9 protein-coding genes are annotated in these 20355 nt (G+C 64.6%); all 9 read right to left on the bottom strand.

From position 1 onward, the window contains the following. Positions 1 to 14 precede the first annotated feature (14 nt). Positions 15 to 3134, bottom strand: coding sequence for a CHAT domain-containing protein (locus tag OO12_RS23090; protein ID WP_034161124.1), 3120 nt, complete (start codon positions 3132 to 3134; stop codon positions 15 to 17). Beyond that, on the bottom strand, positions 3131 to 10843 hold the full coding sequence (locus OO12_RS23095) for a two-partner secretion domain-containing protein (RefSeq protein ID WP_160296890.1): 7713 nt from the start codon (positions 10841 to 10843) through the stop codon (positions 3131 to 3133). The genes OO12_RS23090 and OO12_RS23095 overlap by 4 nt, the downstream gene beginning before the upstream one ends. Before the next feature lie 28 nt (positions 10844 to 10871). Further along, on the bottom strand, positions 10872 to 12512 hold the full coding sequence (locus OO12_RS23100; RefSeq protein WP_152616616.1) for a ShlB/FhaC/HecB family hemolysin secretion/activation protein: 1641 nt from the start codon (positions 12510 to 12512) through the stop codon (positions 10872 to 10874). Between the two features lie 437 nt (positions 12513 to 12949). After that, positions 12950 to 15604, bottom strand: coding sequence for a type VI secretion system ATPase TssH (tssH, locus tag OO12_RS23105; protein ID WP_034161127.1), 2655 nt, complete (start codon positions 15602 to 15604; stop codon positions 12950 to 12952). Continuing rightward, a complete protein-coding gene (gene tssG, locus OO12_RS23110) occupies positions 15601 to 16623 on the bottom strand; it encodes a type VI secretion system baseplate subunit TssG (RefSeq protein WP_034161128.1) in 1023 nt (340 codons plus the stop codon). The genes tssH and tssG overlap by 4 nt, the downstream gene beginning before the upstream one ends. After that, a complete protein-coding gene (gene tssF / locus OO12_RS23115; protein WP_235364982.1) occupies positions 16587 to 18464 on the bottom strand; it encodes a type VI secretion system baseplate subunit TssF in 1878 nt (625 codons plus the stop codon). The genes tssG and tssF overlap by 37 nt, the downstream gene beginning before the upstream one ends. A 12-nt stretch (positions 18465 to 18476) precedes the next feature. Further along, positions 18477 to 19010 (bottom strand): type VI secretion system baseplate subunit TssE, encoded by a 534-nt coding sequence (tssE, locus tag OO12_RS23120; RefSeq protein WP_034161129.1) that lies wholly within the window; start codon positions 19008 to 19010, stop codon positions 18477 to 18479. 10 nt (positions 19011 to 19020) lie between these two features. After that, positions 19021 to 19800, bottom strand: a complete 780-nt coding sequence (locus tag OO12_RS23125) for a type VI secretion system accessory protein TagJ (RefSeq protein WP_034161130.1) — start codon at positions 19798 to 19800, stop codon at positions 19021 to 19023. A 28-nt stretch (positions 19801 to 19828) separates the two neighbouring features. Continuing rightward, a complete protein-coding gene (locus tag OO12_RS23130; protein ID WP_034161149.1) occupies positions 19829 to 20323 on the bottom strand; it encodes an Hcp family type VI secretion system effector in 495 nt (164 codons plus the stop codon). Positions 20324 to 20355 lie beyond the last annotated feature (32 nt).

A 20355-nucleotide genomic window follows, 5' to 3' on the forward strand; every position in this document is an offset into this window, starting at 1 on the left:
GCCCCGCGGCTCTGTCACCGTTGCGTCAGTTGGACCGGTGCGGTGCTCAGCATCGGCTTATTGCTGTCGCCAACCAGGAAATAGGGCGCCCAATAAAATGGGTGGCTATAGGTTGGCTGATCCATCAGCGACCGCTGTGCGGCCTGCAGCGCATTGCCCATCGTCCCGCTGCGCGCATTGGCGTAGAATGTCCGGATGAACTCATCGCTCTCCTGTTCTGCCGACACTTGCCAATAAGTCGCGAGAACCGCGCGCGCATTGGCGGTCAGGAAAGCCCGCACAAGTCCCTCAAGCGTGGCACCGGCCTCTTCCTGCCCGGATTGGCGGGCAAGGTCTTCGTTGCGAACACCACTTGCCGTGTCGCAAGCGGACAGCACGACAAGATTGGCATCAAGCCGTAGCGCAGCAATCTCGGAAAAGCTCAGCAGTCCGTCCGATGCCGCATCGCCAAAGGAGGTGACGAGTGCGGGCGGCGATTTGGCACATCCCCAGACACCTTCCTCAAGCCCATGGGTGGCGAAATGCAGGACCTCGAACTGGGCAAGATCAGTGCGTTCCTTGATGCCGGTATCACTGAATGCAGCATCGATCATCATCGGCGCACCCTTGTCGCCCAGCGCTTCGGCAGCGATGCTCAGCTCAAGGCTGCTGATCGGCTTGAGCGCGCGAGACAAGGTCGCCAGACGACCGAAATCGACTGTACAGCCGAAACCGACATCGATGCCGCGCGCCGCTGCCGGGGCACCGTCCGATGGCGGTGGCGTATGCTCACCCAACCCCAGGAACGGTTTGGGCGCACGCGATGCCGGCAAGGCGCGCGCGACGAGAAAGGAGCGCGGCGACAAGGCGTTCGACACCGTCGTGGTCCGCGCGAGGAACGCTGTCTTTGAAAAATCGAATTGATTGTCGCGCACGGCCTTCTGGTCATAACTGGTGACGAGCGCGCCGATCGGCAGCCGTTCAAGCGGGCCGGCAGGATCAACCACAATCGCGCGTGCTTTCGACACCAGATCCGACGCGGGGCCAGTAACCAGGCGATACAGCGCGTAGGCGGCAGCGTCATCGAACGGCACCAGCTTTCCCACCGCAAGGTCGCCATCGATCGAGGCGCGGACTCGTGTCGCTAGCCCATCCACCGCTTGCTTGGCGGCGGCACTGTCAGCCACGTGATAGATGAACGCACGATCTGTGGTGACATAAATCCCGTAGATGCGCCGATTCAAAGCAGCGAGTTTGAGGAAGCCCTCTCCTGGAGCCAATGCCGCGCGCACTTCCGCGAGCGACGCCGGCCGTTCCTCGACCGTGCGATAGCGTGCGTCGCCGGCCAATTGCGCGTCGATCGCAATCAATCGCTGCTCGGCAGCCTGCCGCGCCCGTTCCAGATCGGCCCGGGGTGTGGTTTCACCCGACACACGACCGGCCAGAGCATAACGCAGACGCGTGATCTCGCGCTCCAGATCGGCGCGCTCGCGCACTGCCTTGCCGACCGCCGGATCCGATGTGACGACGGTCTGCAACTGAGTCAGCTGGCGCGCGACCGCCGGCTCTCCGCTTGCCTGGATGGCGCGGAAAAAGCTGTCGAAAGTGTCGGACTGCGGCGCCTTTGCGCCCTCCGCGACGAGCAGGTCGAGATAATCCTCCATGCCAATCGATGCGCCAAGCGAGGTCGATCCGGCGTCGATCAGCGCGTTGACCGCCTGGGCGAAATTGGCACGCACTTCCGCCCGCGGCGCGCCGCTCCGCGCGAATACCGCGGCGCGCTCCAGATTGGCCTCTGCAATCGCCGGCTCGTTTCCGGTTCCCGCATTGGCCAGGGCGCCTCGGCGGAGTGCGTCGATCGCGCGATCGAAATAGGTCAGCGCTTCACCATAACGGCCGGTCCGAGCAAGCAAGCGACCGCGCTGGCGATCAATCCGCGCGCCGAGCCACAGCAGTTGCGATTGATCGATCCGTTCGCTGGAAAGCGGACGAAAGGCCTTGGCGGAGGCATCAAGCGCGACACTCGCCCCCCGCTCGTCGCCTCGCGACAGCAGAGCGACGCTGCGCGCGTAATTTGCCTCCGCCTCAAGCGCCAGACGCGCGAGATCCCCCGCATTGGGCACTGCCAGCGCGCTCGCCGCGTCGGCGCGCGCCGCGCGCGATTGATTCAGGAGCCGCAAGGTCGCGGGATCGCGCAGTGGCTGGTCCGCCGCAACGGGGGCACTGGTGATTCGATCGAGAATGCCCAGCGCATCGCTGAAAGCGTGTCGATTGAGCGCATCGAGTGCAAGGTACGTGTCGCGTTTATGCGCCAGGAATGGCGTCAATGTGCCGGGTGCCGCCGCAAAGACGCGTTCGGCGTCGTCGAAATGAGTGCGTGCGGCGTCAGAAAAGCGGATGTTGGAATCTGCGAGCCCCGCCTCCAGCAGCAATTCGGCCCGCACCGCAGGCGATGCGCCGGCAGGCAATCGGCTGATCGCATCGTTCAATACTCGCGACGCATCGACGTACAGGCCCTTGTGATTGAGGCTGATTCCCTGATTCAGCCCCGAGGCGGCGTCAAGTGGCGTGTCGCTTACCGCAAGCGATGCCGGCTCGGCGCCGGGCCGTGGCGGCAGGACCGCGGAATCCAGCGTCGCCGCGACCGGGCGCGTGATATCGGAGTTCGGCGCGCGAACTCCGCCGATGATCGCCAATCCTTCTTCAAGCTGCGCGACCAGCCCGGGCGTCGCTTCGCCAGTGATCAGCGTGCCGCGTCGCGTCAGATCGATGCGAATTGTCTCGAGCCCCAGCGTGCGACTGAAGCAGCGCCGCGCGGTCGCCGGTTCGCCTGCCAGCGTCACGGATGCAACGCCGCCGCATTCTCCCCCTGCATCGATCGCCGCCAGCGCCGCGGGCGTTCGCGCCACCGCCCTGATCGAGCCGAGCGGACGGCTTGCCGCCACATTCTGGCAGGTAATCGTGTAGGAGCGGGCAAAGGTATCCGGCGTGGCGGGATCACGCCACTCGCGCGACGCGATACATGCTTCACCAGCCGGGTTGCGCCCGAGGCTGAAGCTGTCGAGCCGCGCAGCCGGTGTGACCGTCGCGCATCCGGTGAGGACGCCGACGGCCGCTGCAACAAACGTCATCTTGCACGCGACACCACGGATCATGGTTTCTGCCCCTCGACCTCGTCCTGTTGGTCCGGCGAAAGCGCCGGAAGACCGGTCAATAATTCCTCATTGTTGCCGCCGACCACCGGATCGAAGGGCGTCGATACGTCCTGCGCTACCCCGAACACATCGTCACTGCTCCATTCGAACGTTTGCAGCACCGGCTGAATCACGATCGTGGTGAGACATCCGACACCCGATCCGGCAAGGCAACCATTGATGCGGCTGTTGCCCAACAGCGTCGGATCGATATCGATCACGCCGGATCCCAGCAACGACGCGCCGGGACCACCGATGCCGTTGATCATGCCGAACATGGCGAAACCGCCACTGACCGATTTGCCCGTCGTCCTGAGCGTGAGGGCGGGCATCGCAGGAGACGCCTGTGTTCCGCCAAGGACAAGACCCGCAAACTGCCCGGGCACGCCGGTATTCTGGAACAGCGCGAAATCGGCAAAGCGGATGTTCAAGCTATGGGCGGACACCAATGTGGTCGCCCCCGGATCGTAGAATCCGCCGCCGAGCCCGGCATTGTACAATGCCGAGTTTCCGTTGTTGATCAGCGCGAGCGCCTGCGCGCTCCCCGCTGCGCCAGGCGTGAGTACATTGAGGAAGCCTGACGCCAATCCCACGGCGATCCGGTCACCACGCAAATCGAGCGTGGCATTGTCAAACAGCAGACGTCCTCCCCCATTGCTGGTGGCGGTCACGCGAATATCGCTTGCCGAGCCGTCAGTGGCGCCACCGCCAATGCGGAAAACGCGGCCCAGGCCACTTCCGGTGACGGTCCCATCAACCGCGACGGCACCGGTCGTGAGCATATCGACCGAGCGTCGGCCGCTATCGGTACCAAAGGTGATCGCGCCGATCTGCAACGTACCAGCGCCTTGATCGAACCGCACCGAGTCGGCGTTGATCAGCGCAATCTCGGTATTCGACAGCCGGAATCCTCCGGCCGCCGTGCCATCGCCGAGCCGCATCGCCGACGTCGCCGCGGCATTGTTCTGGAACCTGACGGCGGCCGCACGCTGCGTTCCGGTCAGCGCCACGTCAGCGGCGCGCACCGTGATCGACGGCCCGGCCGTCAGTGCACCGAGTGTGGCCAGCCCAACGGCGTCGATCGTCGCAGCGCCTCCTGCCTGCCCGCTACCGAGTTGCAGGTCGGTGCCGCTGGTCAGCGACAGCGCGCCACCGGCACGCGCATCTGTGACCTTGATTCCGCGGCCGGTAACGGCGATCGCGCCGTTCGCCGCGATCGCTCCGGCGGTCATCGCACCGTCCGCCCCCAATGTGAGGTCGGTGCCGGCATTCGCATCCGCCATCGTCAGCGTGCTGCGCGCCTTGACCAGTGCCTGCCGCGATGCGGTCAGCTTGCCGGCAATATCGATCGTGTTGCCGTTGAGCGCCAACCCTTCGGAGGAATCGACCGTTCCCAGCTTCATGTTGCCGGCATCGACAATGATATCGCCCGAGGTCGACCGGAGCGAGGTGCCGCCCGTGCCGAGACCCGACAGCGCGCCTGCTGTGCGAATCTGGATCGATCCGGCGCGAACCGCATCGACCTGAATCTCACCACCGGCCAATGCCGCGGCACCCGACGTGGACACGGATGCAGCCGACAACAGGCCGCTGGCGTTCAGTCTGATCGACGATCCCTGAATCGCGCCGGTCGTGATCCCGCCACTCGCAGCCGCCAGGTTCACGGCGCCGGTTGCCGTGACCAGGCCGGTCTTCAGATCGCCGGCCGACAAGCCGATATCGATCGTGCCGGTGACGATATCGCCCGTGGTGACCGATGCCGAATGACGAAGCGCGCCACCGGCGACACTGCCGTCATAGCCGCCGACGCTGCTCGATTCGATCGACCCCAGCTCGATGATTTTCCCCGCACCCGCGCGGAGCCCGAGCGCACCACTGGTGCGTAGCGCGGATCCCGCCAGCGCGATCGCGCCGGCAGTATCCAGCACGATGGCCGGTGCCCCGCCCGCTCCCAGATTGGAGAGGGTCAGCCCTGGCCGCGCATTGATATCACCGCTCAGGGCGGTGATGACGATCGCTCCGCCTGCACGCTGGACCACTGTGCGATCGCCAAGCGCGACGCTTGCACCCGTCACTCTATAGGCGCCGCCGGCGGTGACATCGCCATTGACCGTGGCGCGACCGCTGGCGAGGACAGTGATATCCTGGCCGCTGGACAAGCTGTCGAGAACGACTTCACCATTGGTTGCGGTCAGTGCGAGCGGGCCATTCGCATGCGCTTCCCCGAGCAGCAGGCTGCCGCCGCTGATCGCCATGCCGCCCGAGGCGAACGCCCCGCTGCCGGTGATCGCGCCGTTGGACGATGCCGACACATTTGCCCCGGAGATCGTGACGAAGCTCAGCCCGGTTCCCCCGGATAGCGTCAGCGCACCGGTCGCGGCAACCGTCTGCAGACTCGTCTTGCCGGTCGACGTAAAGGTCGTATCGCCCGCGACAACGTCGCCGCGCACAGTCAGATCGCCATTGTTGGCCACCAGGCTGATCGCGTTGCTACCGACGTCGATCGCTCCGACCGAGATCGAGGATGCGGTGATCGAGGTAGGGCCACCTTCGATATTGCCCAGCTGAACCGCCCGGCCGACCGTCAACGAGAAGGCCTTGCCCGGTCCCGCCGACAGATCGATGCTGCTGCCATTCTGGAAACCGGTCACGTCGCCGGTCGGCGCGCTGACCGTCAGCGTGCCGCCGGTGCTGCGGATGAACGATGCGCGGATGTCGTGACCCGCGGCCACATTGACTGCTCCGTTCGCTCTCAACCCTTGTGCCAGCAGGATATCCGCCCCGGCAGCGGTGGTGGTGAGCGTCGCGGTCCCGTCCGCCATCACGCGCGTGGCGAACAGCGTCCCCGCCGAGGTCAGCGTCACATTGCCGTCTGCGCCGATTGCCGTAAGGCGGCCAAGGCTGATCGTGCCCTGCACGGCATTGACGCCGATCGCGCCGATGGACGTGATGTCGCCACCGGTGACATTGCCCGTCGTTGCCGTGATGCCGACACCCCGGCCGGAGATCGAGTCATAGCCGACCGAACCACCGGTAAGCGACACCGCATTGGCGGCGGAGATCGCCCCGGTCCGGACAGCACCGCCCCCCCCGTCAATGGTGACCCCGCCACCCGCTACGCCGATCGTGCCGGTCGTCACGCCATTCGCGGCCGTCGCCGTGAAACCGTCGGACAGCAATAGGTTGCGGGTGGAAATCGTCGCGATCGGCGTGGCCGCACCGGTCGGTGCCGCAATCACCAGCGATCGTGCCGTCACATCGCCAAGCGCAACGCTGCCGGCATCGGTCGTGGCCGTCACCGCCGATTGTCCGAATTTCCCTCCGGACAGCAGTGAATTCGCCGCGAGCGAAATGCCGCCGCCGGTCGCGCTCAACATGAGCGCTTCGCCACTGACGCCGTCCGTGTCGGACGCAAGCACCAGGCCGGGCTGCCCGATGATCGCGCCGCCGGTCGCGGTGATCGTCACCGCGCCCGCCGCCCCCTGTCGCCCGCCGAGCGTAACCGACTTGCCGGTGACCCGGTAGTTGCCCACAGCGGTGACATCGCCATTGACCGCGGCGCGACCGCTGGCGAGGACAGTGATGTCCTGGCCGCTGGACAATCCGCCGAGAACGACATCACCGTTGGTTGCGGTCAGTGCGAGCGGACCATTCGCATGCGCTTCCCCGAGCAACAGGCTATTACCGCTGATCGTCATGCCGCCCGAGGCGAACGCCCCGCTGCCGGTGATCGCGCCGCTGGACGATGCCGATACATTCGCCCCGGAGATCGTGACGAAGCTAAGCCCGGTCCCGCCGGATAGCGTCAACGTGCCGGTCGCGGCAACCGACTGCAGACTCGTCTTGCCCGTCGACGTGAAGGTCGTATCGCCCGCGACGACATTGCCACGCACGGTCAGATCGCCGGCGTTCGCGTTCAGACTGATCGCGTTGCCGCCGACATTGATCGCGCCGACCGAGATCGAGGATGCGGTGATCGATGTTGGTCCGCCGACGATATTGCCCAGCTGAACCGCACGGCCGACCGTTAGCGAGAAGGCCTTGCCCAGTCCCGCCGACAGATCGATGCTGTCGCCGTTCTGGAAACCGGTCACGTCGCCGGTCGGCGCGCTGACCGTCAGCGTGCTGCCAGTGCTGCCGATGAACGGCGCGCGGATGTCCCGACCGGCCGCAACATTGACCGCTCCGTCCGCCGTCAGCCCTTCTTCCAGTCGCACATCGGCGGCGGCAGCGGTGGTGGTGAGCGTCGCGGTTCCGTCCGCCGTCACGCGCTTGGCAAACAGCGTCCCCAACGCAGCCAGCGTCACATTGCCGTCTGTGCCAGTCGCCGTAAGTCGGCCAAGACTGATCGTGCCCTGCGCGGCGTTGACATCGATCGCCCCATTGGAGGTGATGTCGCCGCCGGTGACACTGCCGGTCGTTGCCGTGATGCCCACACCCCGGCCGGAGATCGAGTCATAGCCGACCGATCCACCGGTAAGCGACACCGCGTTGGCGGCCGAGATCGCCCCGGTCTGGACAGCACCGGCACCACCGTTGACCGTGACTGCACCGCCCGATACGCTGATCGAGCCAGTCGTGACACCGTTCGCCGCCGTCGCGGTGAAACCGTCGGACAGCAACAGGTTGCGGGTGGAAATCGTCGCGATCGGCGTGGCCGCACCGGTCGGTGCCACAATCGCCAGCGATCGTGCCGTCACATCGCCCAGTACCACATTGCCGGCATCGGTCGTGGCCGTCACGACCGATTGACGGAACTTCCCTCCGGACAACAGCGAATTCGCGGCGAGCGAAATGCCGCCGCCGGTCGCGCTCAATATGAGCGCTTCGCCACTGACGCCGTCCGTGTCGGACGCAAGCACCAGGCCGGGCAGCCCGACGATCGCGCCACCGGTCGCGGTGATCGCCACCGCGCCGCGTGCCTCCTGCCGCCCGCCGAGCGTGATCGACTTGCCGGTGACCCGGTAATCGCCCGCCGCGGTGACATCGCCGAGCACTGCCGCCTCGCCGGTGCCGGCGCTGATCGTGACACCGCCACCATTGGCCTGAAGCGCCTTGGTGAAGAGGATCGCGCCGGTCGCGGTGGCCGACAGGGATCCACTGCTCGTCACCGTATCGCTCACCGACATATTGCCGCCGACCGCATTCAACGCAACGCCGTCGCCATCGACCTTGCCAAGGGTGATCCCGCCTGCGGTGGAATTGATCGATACCGCCCCGCCACTCACATTCTGGATGATCACGGCCGCGCCGGTCGCGGACGCCCCGAGCGCGCCGGCCAGCGTGTTCAATCTTACCGTACTGGAGCTTGTTACCGATGCCCGTCCGTCCGTGCTCTCGACCGTATCCAGAATGATCGGCGCGGCGCCAACGAGCGTCACGTCGCCGCTCGCGCGGATCGTGGACTGGATCGACAATGCCCCGACGGGCGCCGCCAGCGATATCCCCTGCCCTGCCCCGGTCACGGCAATGCTCGCGACGCTGAGGCTGCCCCCATCGCTACGCGCCGAGAAACCCTCGACGAGGTTGAGATTGCCGAACGTCAGCGAGCCATTGCTGACGATCGGCGCCGCCTGCGTTGCGGGATTTCCACCAGCCACCGAAAGGCCAGTGAGAGCGCGTGCCGTCACATCCCCCAGAATCAGCGTGGCGCCATTCGTTTCGTTGCGGACGGCAACCCGCAGCGCGCGGTTCGTGCCGGCCGTAATACGGCCGGTCGATGTCAGGTTGATCCCTTGGGGCCCGGCAGCCTGCAATCGCACGAAGTCCGACGTGTCGGTGCTGGTCGATGTCAGCTTGAGCCCCGCGACGCTCGAAATGCCGCCGACCCGCGCTTGCAGGTCGATCGTGCCGCCGCTCGTCACGTTCTGGCCATTCAGCCTGACCGATGCCCCACGCAATATGAGATCGTCGTCCGCGTCGAGATCGCCCCCGAAAATAGCGTCACCGACCGCATCGACCAGGATCGAACGACCGCTTTGGATCGCGCCGGTGGTGAGCGCTCCGGCAGAAATCAGGGTTACGGCCTGATTGGCATCGATCGCGCCGGTCTTGATCGCCCCGGACGTGCTGGTCAAAGCAACGGCATCACTGCTGCTGGTGAGCGCGCCAGTGGTGAGCGTTGTGCCCTGGAGCTTGATCTGGCCGGTCAGCGTTATGTCGCCCGTCGTCACCGCCGCCTGCCGCACGATACCGGTGTCGAATGCGCCGCCGCCCACAGCACCAACCAGGCTGCGCGCGATCACCGCGCCGAGCGTTACGCTGCCATTGGCTGCGCCGGACTGAATACGAATGCTCGATTCCCGATTTGCGCCACCTTTCAGGATCGTGCCCGGCGCAAAATTGATCGTTCCGGAGGGCGTGTTCGTCGCCGTGCCATCGAATGTCGCCGACAACGTCAGCGCTTCCCGATTCTGCGTCGAACCGTCCGCGTTCGCCAGCAGCGTGAGCCCTGCCAGGCCGGTCAGCGACCGGCTCGCCGTAATGTCGATTGCGCCATTGGCGCTCTGGAGCACGGGAGTTGCGCCCCCCAAGGTCACCGTGCGCCCATCGACCGCATAGTCGCGTCCCGCGGTCACCGCTCCGGCCACCGTCACGTCGCCCGCACCGGTCAGCAGGATATCACGCCTCGACGACAATGCGCCAGTGAACGACGCCGAGCCCGTGGCCCCGGCAAGAATGTCGCTGCCGCCATTGTCGGTGCTGGTCAGGTCGCCCCTGACGAGCAGATTGGCAATGCCGCCGGTATCCGCGGTGGTCCCGGCCACCGTCACCCCGTCGACCGCGCTGACCAGCCGTCCGGCCGACAGGACGATCCCGCGCGTGCCGGAGGTCGCGGTCGTGACGCTCGCATCCACCTGGAGCAGGGCGTCGGTCACGGTTGCCTGTGATGCCAGCGCGAACAACGCGTCCGCCCCCGCCACCGTGCCGCGGACGAGCTGACTGCGCCCGCTGACCGCGGTGCCGCGATTGATCTTGATCGACAGCGGACTGCCGGCGTTGAACGTCAGATCGACATCGCTCGCGGTGATGAAGGCGACATCCTGATCGGTCGCATCGAAACTGCCATAAGCATCGATCTTGGGCGCGACCATGATCAAGCCGCGATTGCCGCCCTCAACCTTGATCCGCGCACCGTTCATCACGGTAATCGCGGACTGGCTGCCTGCGGCGGTGCTCAGCTTGAAATTGCCGTTGCGATCGAGGAAATCCGCGTCCGTCATATCGAGCGTACTGAGCACGAGCGAGCCAGTATTGATGTTGGCCTTGCTGCCAACCATGATGCCGCTGCCGTTCATCACCCAGACCGCGACGTTGCTGCCCGACGACAAGGTGCCAAGGATTTTCGAAGGATTGCCCGACAAATCCCGGTTCAGCACCGCAGCCTTGAACCCAAAGCCGCGGTCGAAACGAACGGTACCGTTTTCGGGGATGTTGAACCCGTCGTTCCAGTTGATGATCGTGTTATCGGCACGCAGCGATACGTCGAGCCGGTTGTTCCCGGGATTGAAGACCGGCGCACTGCCGTTATTGCTGCCGGTCGCGGTGCCAGGATTGGGCAGCGACTGACCATGGGCTGGCAGCGCCATGAACCCGACGATTGCCGTGGTTGCCGCCAGCCAGCGCCGGTGCCGGACATACATGCCGCTGCGTAGCCCGGATCTTTTCATAGCAAATCCTATCTTTTGCGACATGCCCTTAACGCGCCGGATCGCGAAACTGCACCGTCAGTGATACGAGCACGCGCGCAGGCGGCTTTCGATGGTCGATCAACAGCGCTTTATCGAGCGGCTTGGCATAACCGATGTCGAGCACCAGCCGGTTGCGCAGCGACAGGCGCACACCGCCGCCGACACTGTTGAAATGTCGCGGCCCTTCGATCGAATTGCGATCGAGGTTGCGCAGGTACAGATGGTCGTAGAATCCGTAGAACTGCGTCCCGAACGCCGTCGTGATGGGCAACTCCGCCCGGATCTCGCCATGGCCGCCAAGCGCGCGATCGCCGCTGTTCGAGCCCGGATCATAGCCGCGTCCGATCGTCAGGTTGCCGAGCGCGAATTCTTCGTAATTCAGCAGCGGGTCTTTGGTCCACTGTGCCTGGCCCTGGGCCATGATGCTGAAAATAGGGCCGATATGGAGCAGCCCATCGATTGCGGCGCGCACCACAAAAGCCTGTGGATTGCCGTCGAACCGTGAGGTCAATATGCCATTTTTGAAACCGCGATCACTCGCACCGAAGATGCCCAGTCCCTTACGCAATTCCACCGACGCGCCGTACGAGAACGAAGGCGCACCGCTTTTCGTCAGCCCCTGATAATCCACATCGATGCCGACAAATCCGATCCGCAGCCGGTCGCGCGACAATATGACCGCGGCGTCTCCCGCGCCCAGGTTCGACGTCTGATTGACGAAATCGAAACCGCCCCGCAGGCGCGCATTGCTGCGTACCGTTCGAACCAGCGGATGGATCACATCGAAACCGGTGATGAACGTCTTGGTCCGCAGATCCAACGGACCGAGATCGGGCCGCGACCAAGCATAGCTGGCGCGCGCACCGAATGTCGTACCACCCCCATCGACGCCAAAGATATGGCCGCCCTGGACGATGATCTGCTCCTTGAAATCGGCGGTGGTGGACGCTCCGAAATAGGTCAGGTCGGACATGCCGGTCAGGCCATAGATTTCACCGCGCACATAGGCCGTTTCCCGCCCGAGCAGCTTTGAATTATAATTCTGGGCATTGCCGAACAGCGCATAGCGGCGCGAACTCACTGTCAGTTCGCCAATCACCGCGCCTTGTTCCGCACCGGCCGGGCGCAGGGCGAGCGCCACGTCGAGGCCGGGAATATCACCCGCGAGCAACAGCAGACGTTCCGCCTCGCGTTCGTTCAAGGGATCGAGCGCCTGGATCGCAGCGAGGCGGCGGCGCAGGATATTCTCATATCGGCCGGCCTCGCCGCGAACCCGGATCTCGACGATGTGCGCGGTGATCACTTGCAAGCGCAGCACGCCGCCAGTGATTTCCTGGGGCGGAATCTGCACTGACGCGACCCAACCGCCTCTGCGCAGCGCCGCATTCGCCCGATCGCGGATCTCGCAGACGATCTTGAGTGTCTGTTCGCCACTTGGCGCGACCACGTCGGCGAGCGCGCGCGCGATTTCCGGCTGAACCGGCGAGCCATCGGGCCGCGACAATTCGATGCGATTGATCGTGAGCCGCAACGGCGAGTTCTCGAACGGACAATTGGGTACCGCCAGGGCGCCCCGTGCATCGACGGTCGCCTTCGATTCGGCCTGCCGATCCGGGGTTGGTGGCGTGATTTCCTGACGCGATGGCAATACCTGCGCGCCGGCGGAACCGGCCGAGGCGGAAATTGCGGCTCCTGCAAGCCCAATCCAACCGTGCAACATCCGTCGCCGAGCCATTTTATCCCCTTTTACTTGCCGCCACTGTTTAACGGATCAATCAGCAACATCAAACCCTTGTCGATGCATCTTTCCAAATTTTGATGTCATGCGACGAACTTCTGTCACCGGGATGTCGTATTTCAGGCAATCATGATTTGCCCATGTCGAGCATTCACCGCGACCGGCGGTTCTTCACCATTGGCAACCATACCGCACCTCCCTGTTTGTCATCGCAAGCGGCACACCGGCCGCAAACAATGTCGTCGCGCTGCTAACGCCACACTTGCCAATCGGTGCCCTGATGATCGCGTGCGCCGGCAATTATTGTGGAACCGGACCGGCATCGGCCCGATCCGCCCCGGTTCTCGTCACGCCGTCGCTTCCTCGACTACGGCCACGACCGGCTCAGGACCGCCGGCAAAGTCATAACTGAATCCGTCGCCCTCGACGCTCAGCCTGATCCGGGTCACTTCTTCGCCGCGCATCTTGCGCTCGAGCAGCGCCACCGACATCTCGGGCAGCATGGTGTTGGTCAGGATCGCGTCGATCATCCGCCCGCCCGACGCAATTTCCGTGCAGCGCGCGACGATATGGTCGACGACGTCGGCGCCGATCTCCAGCGCAATGCCGTGATTGTCGGCAATGCGCTTTTCGATCCGTCCGAGCTGGAGCCGCACGATCCCCGCCAGCATATCCGGGCTGAGCGGATAATAGGGCAGGACCAGCAAGCGCCCCAGCAAGGCCGGCGGGAATACTTTGAGCAGCTCGGGGCGAAGCGCGGTGGCCAGCCCCTCCGCATTGGGCGCCGTCTCCTCGTCTTCGGTCAGTGACATGATCAGGTCCGTCCCGACATTCGACGTCAGCAGAATGATCGTGTTGCGAAAATCGATATGCCGCCCCTCGGCGTCGTTCATGAAACCCTTGTCGAACACCTGGAAGAACATCTCGTGGACATCCGGATGTGCCTTCTCCACCTCATCGAGCAGCACCACGGAATAAGGCCGCCGCCGCACCGCCTCGGTCAGCACGCCGCCCTGGCCATAGCCGACATAACCGGCCGGGGCGCCCTTCAGTGTGGAGACGGTGTGCGCCTCCTGAAACTCGCTCATGTTGATGACGATCATCGACTCATCGCCGGAGAAAAGCAGGTCCGACAGCGCATGCGCGGTCTCGGTCTTGCCCACCCCCGAAGGCCCGCACAGCATGAACACGCCAACCGGCTTGGATGGGTTGTCGAGCTTGGCGCGGCTGGTCTGGATGCGTTTGGCAATCGCATCCATCGCATGATCCTGTCCGACGACGCGGCGCTTCAACCGGTCGGCGATGGTCAGGACACTGGCGATTTCGTCCTTGACCATTCGGCCGATCGGAATCCCGGTCCAGTCGCCTACCACCGCGGCAATGGCGTCGGCATCGACCACACCGAACACCATCGGATCGTCTCCCGCCGCATCGGCCAGTGCCGCGAGCGCCGGTTCGAGCGTATCGTCTCCGCCGGTCGTCTCGGCATCGTCCGGCGCGGCACGCGCGGCGATCACCGCGTTCAGCGCGTCTTTCTCACGCGCCCACTTCGCCTCGATCTTTGCGACCTCGTCCCGCGCGGCGGCGATTTCCGCATCAACGGCGGCAAGCCGGTCATCGTCGCGATAGCGCCCCTCGGTCTCGCGTTCGACCACGCCGCGCTCGGTCTCCAGCAATTCGAGCCGTCGACGCCGATCCTCCACGGGCGCGGGCGTCGCATGCTGCGATACCGCGACACGGGCCGCGGCGGTATCGAGCAGGCTGACCGCCTTGTCGGGCAATTGCCGCGCGGGCACATAACGCTGCGACAATGTCACAGCGGCGGCCACCGCTTCGTCGAGGATGACGACGCTGTGATGCGCTTCCATCACCGGCACGACCGATCGCAGCATATCGATCGCCACGGTCGTTTCCGGTTCGCTGACCTGGACTGTCTGGAAGCGGCGGCTCAGCGCCGGATCCTTTTCGAAATACTGGCGATACTCTGCATAGGTGGTGGCGGCGATCGTGCGCAGCCGACCGCGCGCCAGTGCGGGCTTCAGCAAATTCGCGGCATCGCCCGTGCCCGCCTGCCCGCCGGCACCAACCAGGGTATGGGCCTCGTCGATGAACAGGATAACCGGCGTCGCGGCATTCTCGACCTCATCGATCACCTGACGCAGCCTTTTCTCGAATTCGCCCTTCACGCTGGCGCCGGCCTGCATCAGCGCGACATCGAGCGACCGCAGCGAAACCCCGCGCAGCGGCGGCGGCACATCGCCGTCGACGATGCGGCGCGCGAACCCTTCGACCACCGCGGTCTTGCCGACCCCGGCTTCGCCAACCAGAATCGGGTTGTTCTGCCGGCGGCGCAACAGAACATCGATCAGCTGCCGGATTTCGGCATCCCGCCCCACGACCGCGTCAATCTCCCCGGCCCGCGCTCGCGCCGTCAGATCAACCGAAAAGCGTGCAAGGGCCTCGCCGGGCGAAGAGTCCGACGCGCCCCCGCCGGCTCCCACGTCCGGTGTGGCTATCTCGGTCGTTTCACCCGACGATTTCACGATCGACGCGAATTCCGCTCCCAGTCGATCGACGGAAATCTTGCGCCATTCCCCGCTCATCGCGAACAAGGCGTTGCGCAGCGTCGGTGTCCTGAGCATCCCGTAAATCAGATGGCCCGAACGGATCCTGGCCGCACCGAACTGCAATGACGCGTAAAGCCAGCCCTTCTCGATCGCTTCTTCCACTTGCGGCGCAAAATCGGCGATCGCCGATGCGCCACGCGGCAGGATATCCAGGCTCGCGATCACGTCGCGCGCAAGCCGCGCATCGTCGATGCCGAATGCCGTGCGGATCGCGGCGACGTCGCCCTGCGGATCCTGCAGCAGCAAATGCACCCAGTGAACGAGTTCGACATAGGGGTTTCCCCGCATCTTGGCGAAGCTCGTCGCGGATTCGATCGCCTTCAACGTCGCTGCGTCGAGCCGTCCGAACAGCGATGCGCGGCTGATCTCGGTCATGCCAGTTCCTCTTGTCGCACACGACGACGGAGATGCGCGTCGGCGCAAATCACGTCGTCATTGATTTTACCCACCCACCCCGTCCAGCCGAGGCGCGTGCCGGCATCAAGGCGGGCCGGGCGCGTGTGCCGGCCGGCAACCTCGATCGCGACATCCCATTCGAGATGGCTCGGCGCGAAGGCATCAAGCGCCTCGGACAGGATGCGGAAGCGCGCGCCGGACGGCAGCAACGCATCATAATCGGCGCGAGAACTGGCCCGGACGACGACCCGAAACGCATCGGAAGCGACACTGACCTTCGTCCCCGCCACCGCCTCTGACCCCAACGCGCAAAAGCTGCGCCCCAGCCGGGTGCGATCCTCGGCTTCGATATCGCGCCAGCGCGGCTGATATTCGAGCACCGTGACGCGTTGCCCGATAAGGTGCCCGATCGAATCCTCGATCCCGCCGGCGCTTCGCCGCGAGGCGAACAGCGCAGCGTAATGAATGCGCGCGCGCGCCGGAAAAGCTGCGTCCTCACCAACGCCTTCGGTGGCGCCGGTGAGGTGCGCGATCTTGGACGCAAATCCGTCCTCCATGGGCCGATCGGCTTGTGCGGTCGGTTGCGAATCCGCCCAGGCGCGAAAGAAGAATTGCAGCATCCGCCCGGCAAGCAGATCGAGCCAGCGGCCAAACGGACGGGTCGTCGCATAGCGTCGCTCGAACGACGCGAATTCGGTCATGTGCGACGGCAGCGGTCCCATCGGTCCGGTCAGCCCCAACCAATACCCGCTCACGCGCGCGCGCCCTTTCACGATCTCGACCTCGTCGAGCGTGGAATCGGGAAACGCCATTGTCGGGACTTGCGACAAATCGACGATGTTCTGCGCTGGCCGCCGCGCCCGGCCGATGCGTGGCAAATCCGGCGCGCGCGCCTCCGCGCCCCGCGCGATCGGGAACAGTCCGAACCGTCGCGTCTGCGCCGCCACGCTGGCGAGAAACGTCAGATGGTGTGACGGCGCCCGATCCTTGGCGGCCATTGCTGGAACTCCCCTTCGTTGGCGCTTCTGACGTGAGTTTCGGTGAATGAATTGATGCTGGCGAATTCGGCGAGAAAGCGTTCGAGCACTGCCGAAAAAAGGAACATTCGCCCCTTGTCGAATGCGGTGTCGTCAAGCGTCACCTTGATCCGGTGCCCGCGCGCGATCGCCATGCGGTCGAGCCCGGGAACTCTCCGCGCGACCTTCGACGATCGAATCCCGACAACGCCATCGACTTGCCGCCGCGATGCGGCATCATCCTGTCGACCGTATAAGGCGAGATGATCTCGCAACACTTGCGGGTCATCGCTGTCTTCAGGCGCCAGGGTGGCATAATTCGGCGTCAGATGACCGATCACGCGCCAGGCCGCGTCACCCATGCCAAGCGGCGCGCGCGGGCGGGTCGGCGCCCGCAACACGCTGACCGCACGGGTCGGAAGCCCCGAGACGGTGAAATGCTGGTCGCCTCGAAAGGTCAGCAATTCGGGCAATTCCCGGTTGGTCACCAATGCGCGCACCGCCAGTTCCTGAACGCCGTCCAGGCGCGTGGCGTCGCCGGGCGCGGTGAGGCCGATCCAGGTCTCGGTCCCGGTATATTCCCCGCGCCGCCGCAGCCTTTGTTCGCGCGTGGAAAGGCGCCGGGGGCGCAATTGCGTCGTATAGAACAGCGCCTCGTTCCAGTCGTAGAGCAGCGCGCCGAAGGCGTAGAGCGGCGCGACCGTGCGCGGATCGACCTTGTCGGGACGATGCGCCTGCACCTCGAGAATACGAAACACTTCGAAATCGAGCGGCCGGGCCCGGTCCGGGATAACGTGATGCTCATGGTCGAACCGCGACACCTGCACCCGGCCAAGCTGTTTTTCGAACAGGTTGATCGCCGGGGTGGCGAACAAGCGGAAATTGCTCGGATCGAGCGCATTGTGCAGCACCGGTGCGGTCCGGTCGAACAGCAGCACGACGTCGCAAGCCTTGGGACTGGCGGCAAAGGCGCGCCCGAGGCCCTTCAGGTCGACGAACAGAAACCGCTCGGGGCAGGCGAAATATTCGGTGAGCAGCCGATAACCGCGGAACGACCGCAACTCGACCGGGAGCAATGCCTGGTCATCGTCAAACCCCACCTGGCCTGGCGACGGCAGTTTCAGCCACCCATTCGGCCCCTCCGCGGAATCGGCCGACCTCGCCACCACCGCCAGCGTTTCGCCGATGATCTGTCGATACAGCTCGGCCGGCACCGCCTCCGATCCCGCCAGATAGAGCGGCAAGGAGTCGGGCAGTATCTGCGGCAAATCGACACCGTCGATCGCTTCGAAGCGCAGCCTGAGCCCAGCTTCCGCGCGAACGTTCGCGCTCGACGCAAAGGGCGCGACTGCGGCCCGGCTGGCGAGATATTCGACCTGCGTGATCTTGATCGGCCAGAGCGTCACATCGTGCCCGCTGCGAAACTCGACCGGAACGCCTCCCTGATCATGCGCGGTCGCGACCATCGGCGTTCCCCGCGGCACCACATAACCCTTGATCAGCGCGGGATCGCCACCGTTTGGTTCGAAACCGGCGATGCAGATCGACGGTGTCGGCGCCAGATAGTGCGGCTGTATCGCGTGCAGCAGATGCTGGGTGAATTCGGGATATTGATCGGCCAGCTTGAGCTGAACGCGCGCGCCGAGATAGGCGACCCCTTCGAGCAGACGCTCGACATAGGGGTCGGGATCCGTCGGCGTTTTCAGCCCCAGCCGTCCGGCCACCGCCTCATGTTCTTCGCCGAACGCGCGCGCTTCTTCGCGAAGATAGGCGAGTTCGTCATTGTAGAAGCGCAGAAGGCGCGGATCGATCCCGCCACTCACCGCCGCGAACGCCTATTCACGAACATTCACCGTCGCGGTTTCGGCCTCGACCTCAGTGCGGAATTTGACCGGCATGACCTGCGCGGCGGACGTGATGTCGCCTTGAATCAAATAGGTCAGCGCATGCGGGGTATCATCGTCATCGACCGGATCGACCGTCAGTCCCTCACGATTGAGGCGCGGCTCGAACAACCGGATGGCGCGGCGGATCTCGCGCGCCCGCGCCAGCACCGCACGACGATTCAGCGTCCGACCCGCCAGATCGGTCAGTCCGAAGTTGAGCACCGATTCCGCGACCTGAGGATAGGGTTCCAGATCGACCAGCGATTCCAGGTTCGTCGTGTTGAACAGCCATGCCAGATCACGGCGAATGGTGGCACGCAGCGCCGCTTCATTGAATCGCTCGAGCCGCGGCACCGAATAATAACGGAATTTCTCGCGCGCGACCTCGGGCGCTTCGTCGCTCATGTCACGCATTCCCGAAATATCGAGATCGGCCACGAGCTTGTCGAACAATGTCGGGGTCAGTCGCTGAGTGACGGCCATGTCGATCCGATCAATCCAGCACGAGCGAACGCACCGACAACAATTCGCAATCCTGCCCGTCGGAAAGCGACCAGAGACGCTGGCCCGATCCGGTCTGTCCATTCGGGCCATCGTGCCAATTGGTCGCACGCCCAAGCTGCTCGGCGGCATCGTCCGTGACGCCGGGATAGCGCGCCGGGATCAGCGCGGCGACCGAATGACCCGCCTTCATCGCGATCTCGACCGGATACCAGACAACATCGCGCAGATCCTTGGGTCCTTCGCTCTTCAATCCAGCGATCGCGTCGAACGGAAGCAGCCCGTATCGCCCGCCGATAATCGCTTCGATGCACGGACCGAACCGGACATCCGCATCGGCGATCCACTCGAACCGCTGACCGTCGATCGTGCCGGCCAGATCCGGCGCTTTCTCAAAGGCCTCGTCTCGCGCGGTCAATGCCGCTTTCCCGTCACCGATCGCCATCAATCGAATGGAATCGGCGACACCGTCAGCCCAGGAGGGCCCGCCATGAACCATCGCGGTCGAGGTGCCTGCAAAAACCGCCTCGCGTTCACGCTCGGCGGCGATGGCCTGGCCATAGACGACCGCCAGCATCGCCGCCTCAGGGGAAAGCTGCGCCAGCACGCCAAGGTGCGTCGCCGCCTTGTCCCATTCGCCACGGACCGAAAGCAATTGGAAGAGGAACAGGCGTGTGAGCACATCGCCCGGTTTGCGGCGGACGTCCTCGATCAGCACGCGACGCGCACCATCGAGGTCGCCCGACCGCAAAAAGTCGTCCGCGTTGCTCATCGCGCGCTCAACGGACGACCGGGGCGGATCAGCCCGCCTCGTTCTGACGGATATCGTAATAGGCGGTGACGACGCCGCCGTCCTTGCCGCCCTGTTCATTCTGAGCCTGGTAATCGAACGTCACCTTGGCGCAGTTGAGCGTCACCGATTCCATGATGTTGTCGCCACCGGAGGAACCATTATTGTGAATGTCGGAGACAATGATGTCCTCGAGCTTGATCTTGTAATAGGTCAGCGGCTGATTGCCGTCGCCAGCCTTCTGCGAATAGATCGTCGCTTCCTTGATGTGCTTGCCCGAAGCACAGGATTTGAACAGCAACGGTGAGGCCTTGTCGACTTGCTTCTGGATTCGAATGTCCGAAATCTCGGCTTTGCCGGATCCGCCGCCGGCGCCGCCGGTGTGGAACGAGCCGTGCTGGACCGCACCGAAATCAAACGAAATGATATCGATCTCGTCCTGGTGGTTCTTCTTGCGCGATTCGCCCTGGATACCATCGATTTTCAAAAACAGATCGACTGCCATCATACTTCTCCTGTGTGCGCCTAAGCTACTGA

The sequence above is a fragment of the Sphingomonas sp. ERG5 genome (assembly GCF_000803065.1).
Lineage (GTDB): Bacteria > Pseudomonadota > Alphaproteobacteria > Sphingomonadales > Sphingomonadaceae > Sphingomonas.

Coding starts and splice junctions, on each gene's coding strand:
- OO12_RS23090 (WP_034161124.1), bottom strand. CDS start 3,134: ATGATCCGTGGTGTCGCGTGCAAGATGACGTTTGTTGCAGCGGCCGTC.
- OO12_RS23095 (WP_160296890.1), bottom strand. CDS start 10,843: ATGAAAAGATCCGGGCTACGCAGCGGCATGTATGTCCGGCACCGGCGC.
- tssH (WP_034161127.1), bottom strand. CDS start 15,604: ATGACCGAGATCAGCCGCGCATCGCTGTTCGGACGGCTCGACGCAGCG.
- tssG (WP_034161128.1), bottom strand. CDS start 16,623: ATGGCCGCCAAGGATCGGGCGCCGTCACACCATCTGACGTTTCTCGCC.
- tssE (WP_034161129.1), bottom strand. CDS start 19,010: ATGGCCGTCACTCAGCGACTGACCCCGACATTGTTCGACAAGCTCGTG.
- OO12_RS23125 (WP_034161130.1), bottom strand. CDS start 19,800: ATGAGCAACGCGGACGACTTTTTGCGGTCGGGCGACCTCGATGGTGCG.
- OO12_RS23130 (WP_034161149.1), bottom strand. CDS start 20,323: ATGGCAGTCGATCTGTTTTTGAAAATCGATGGTATCCAGGGCGAATCG.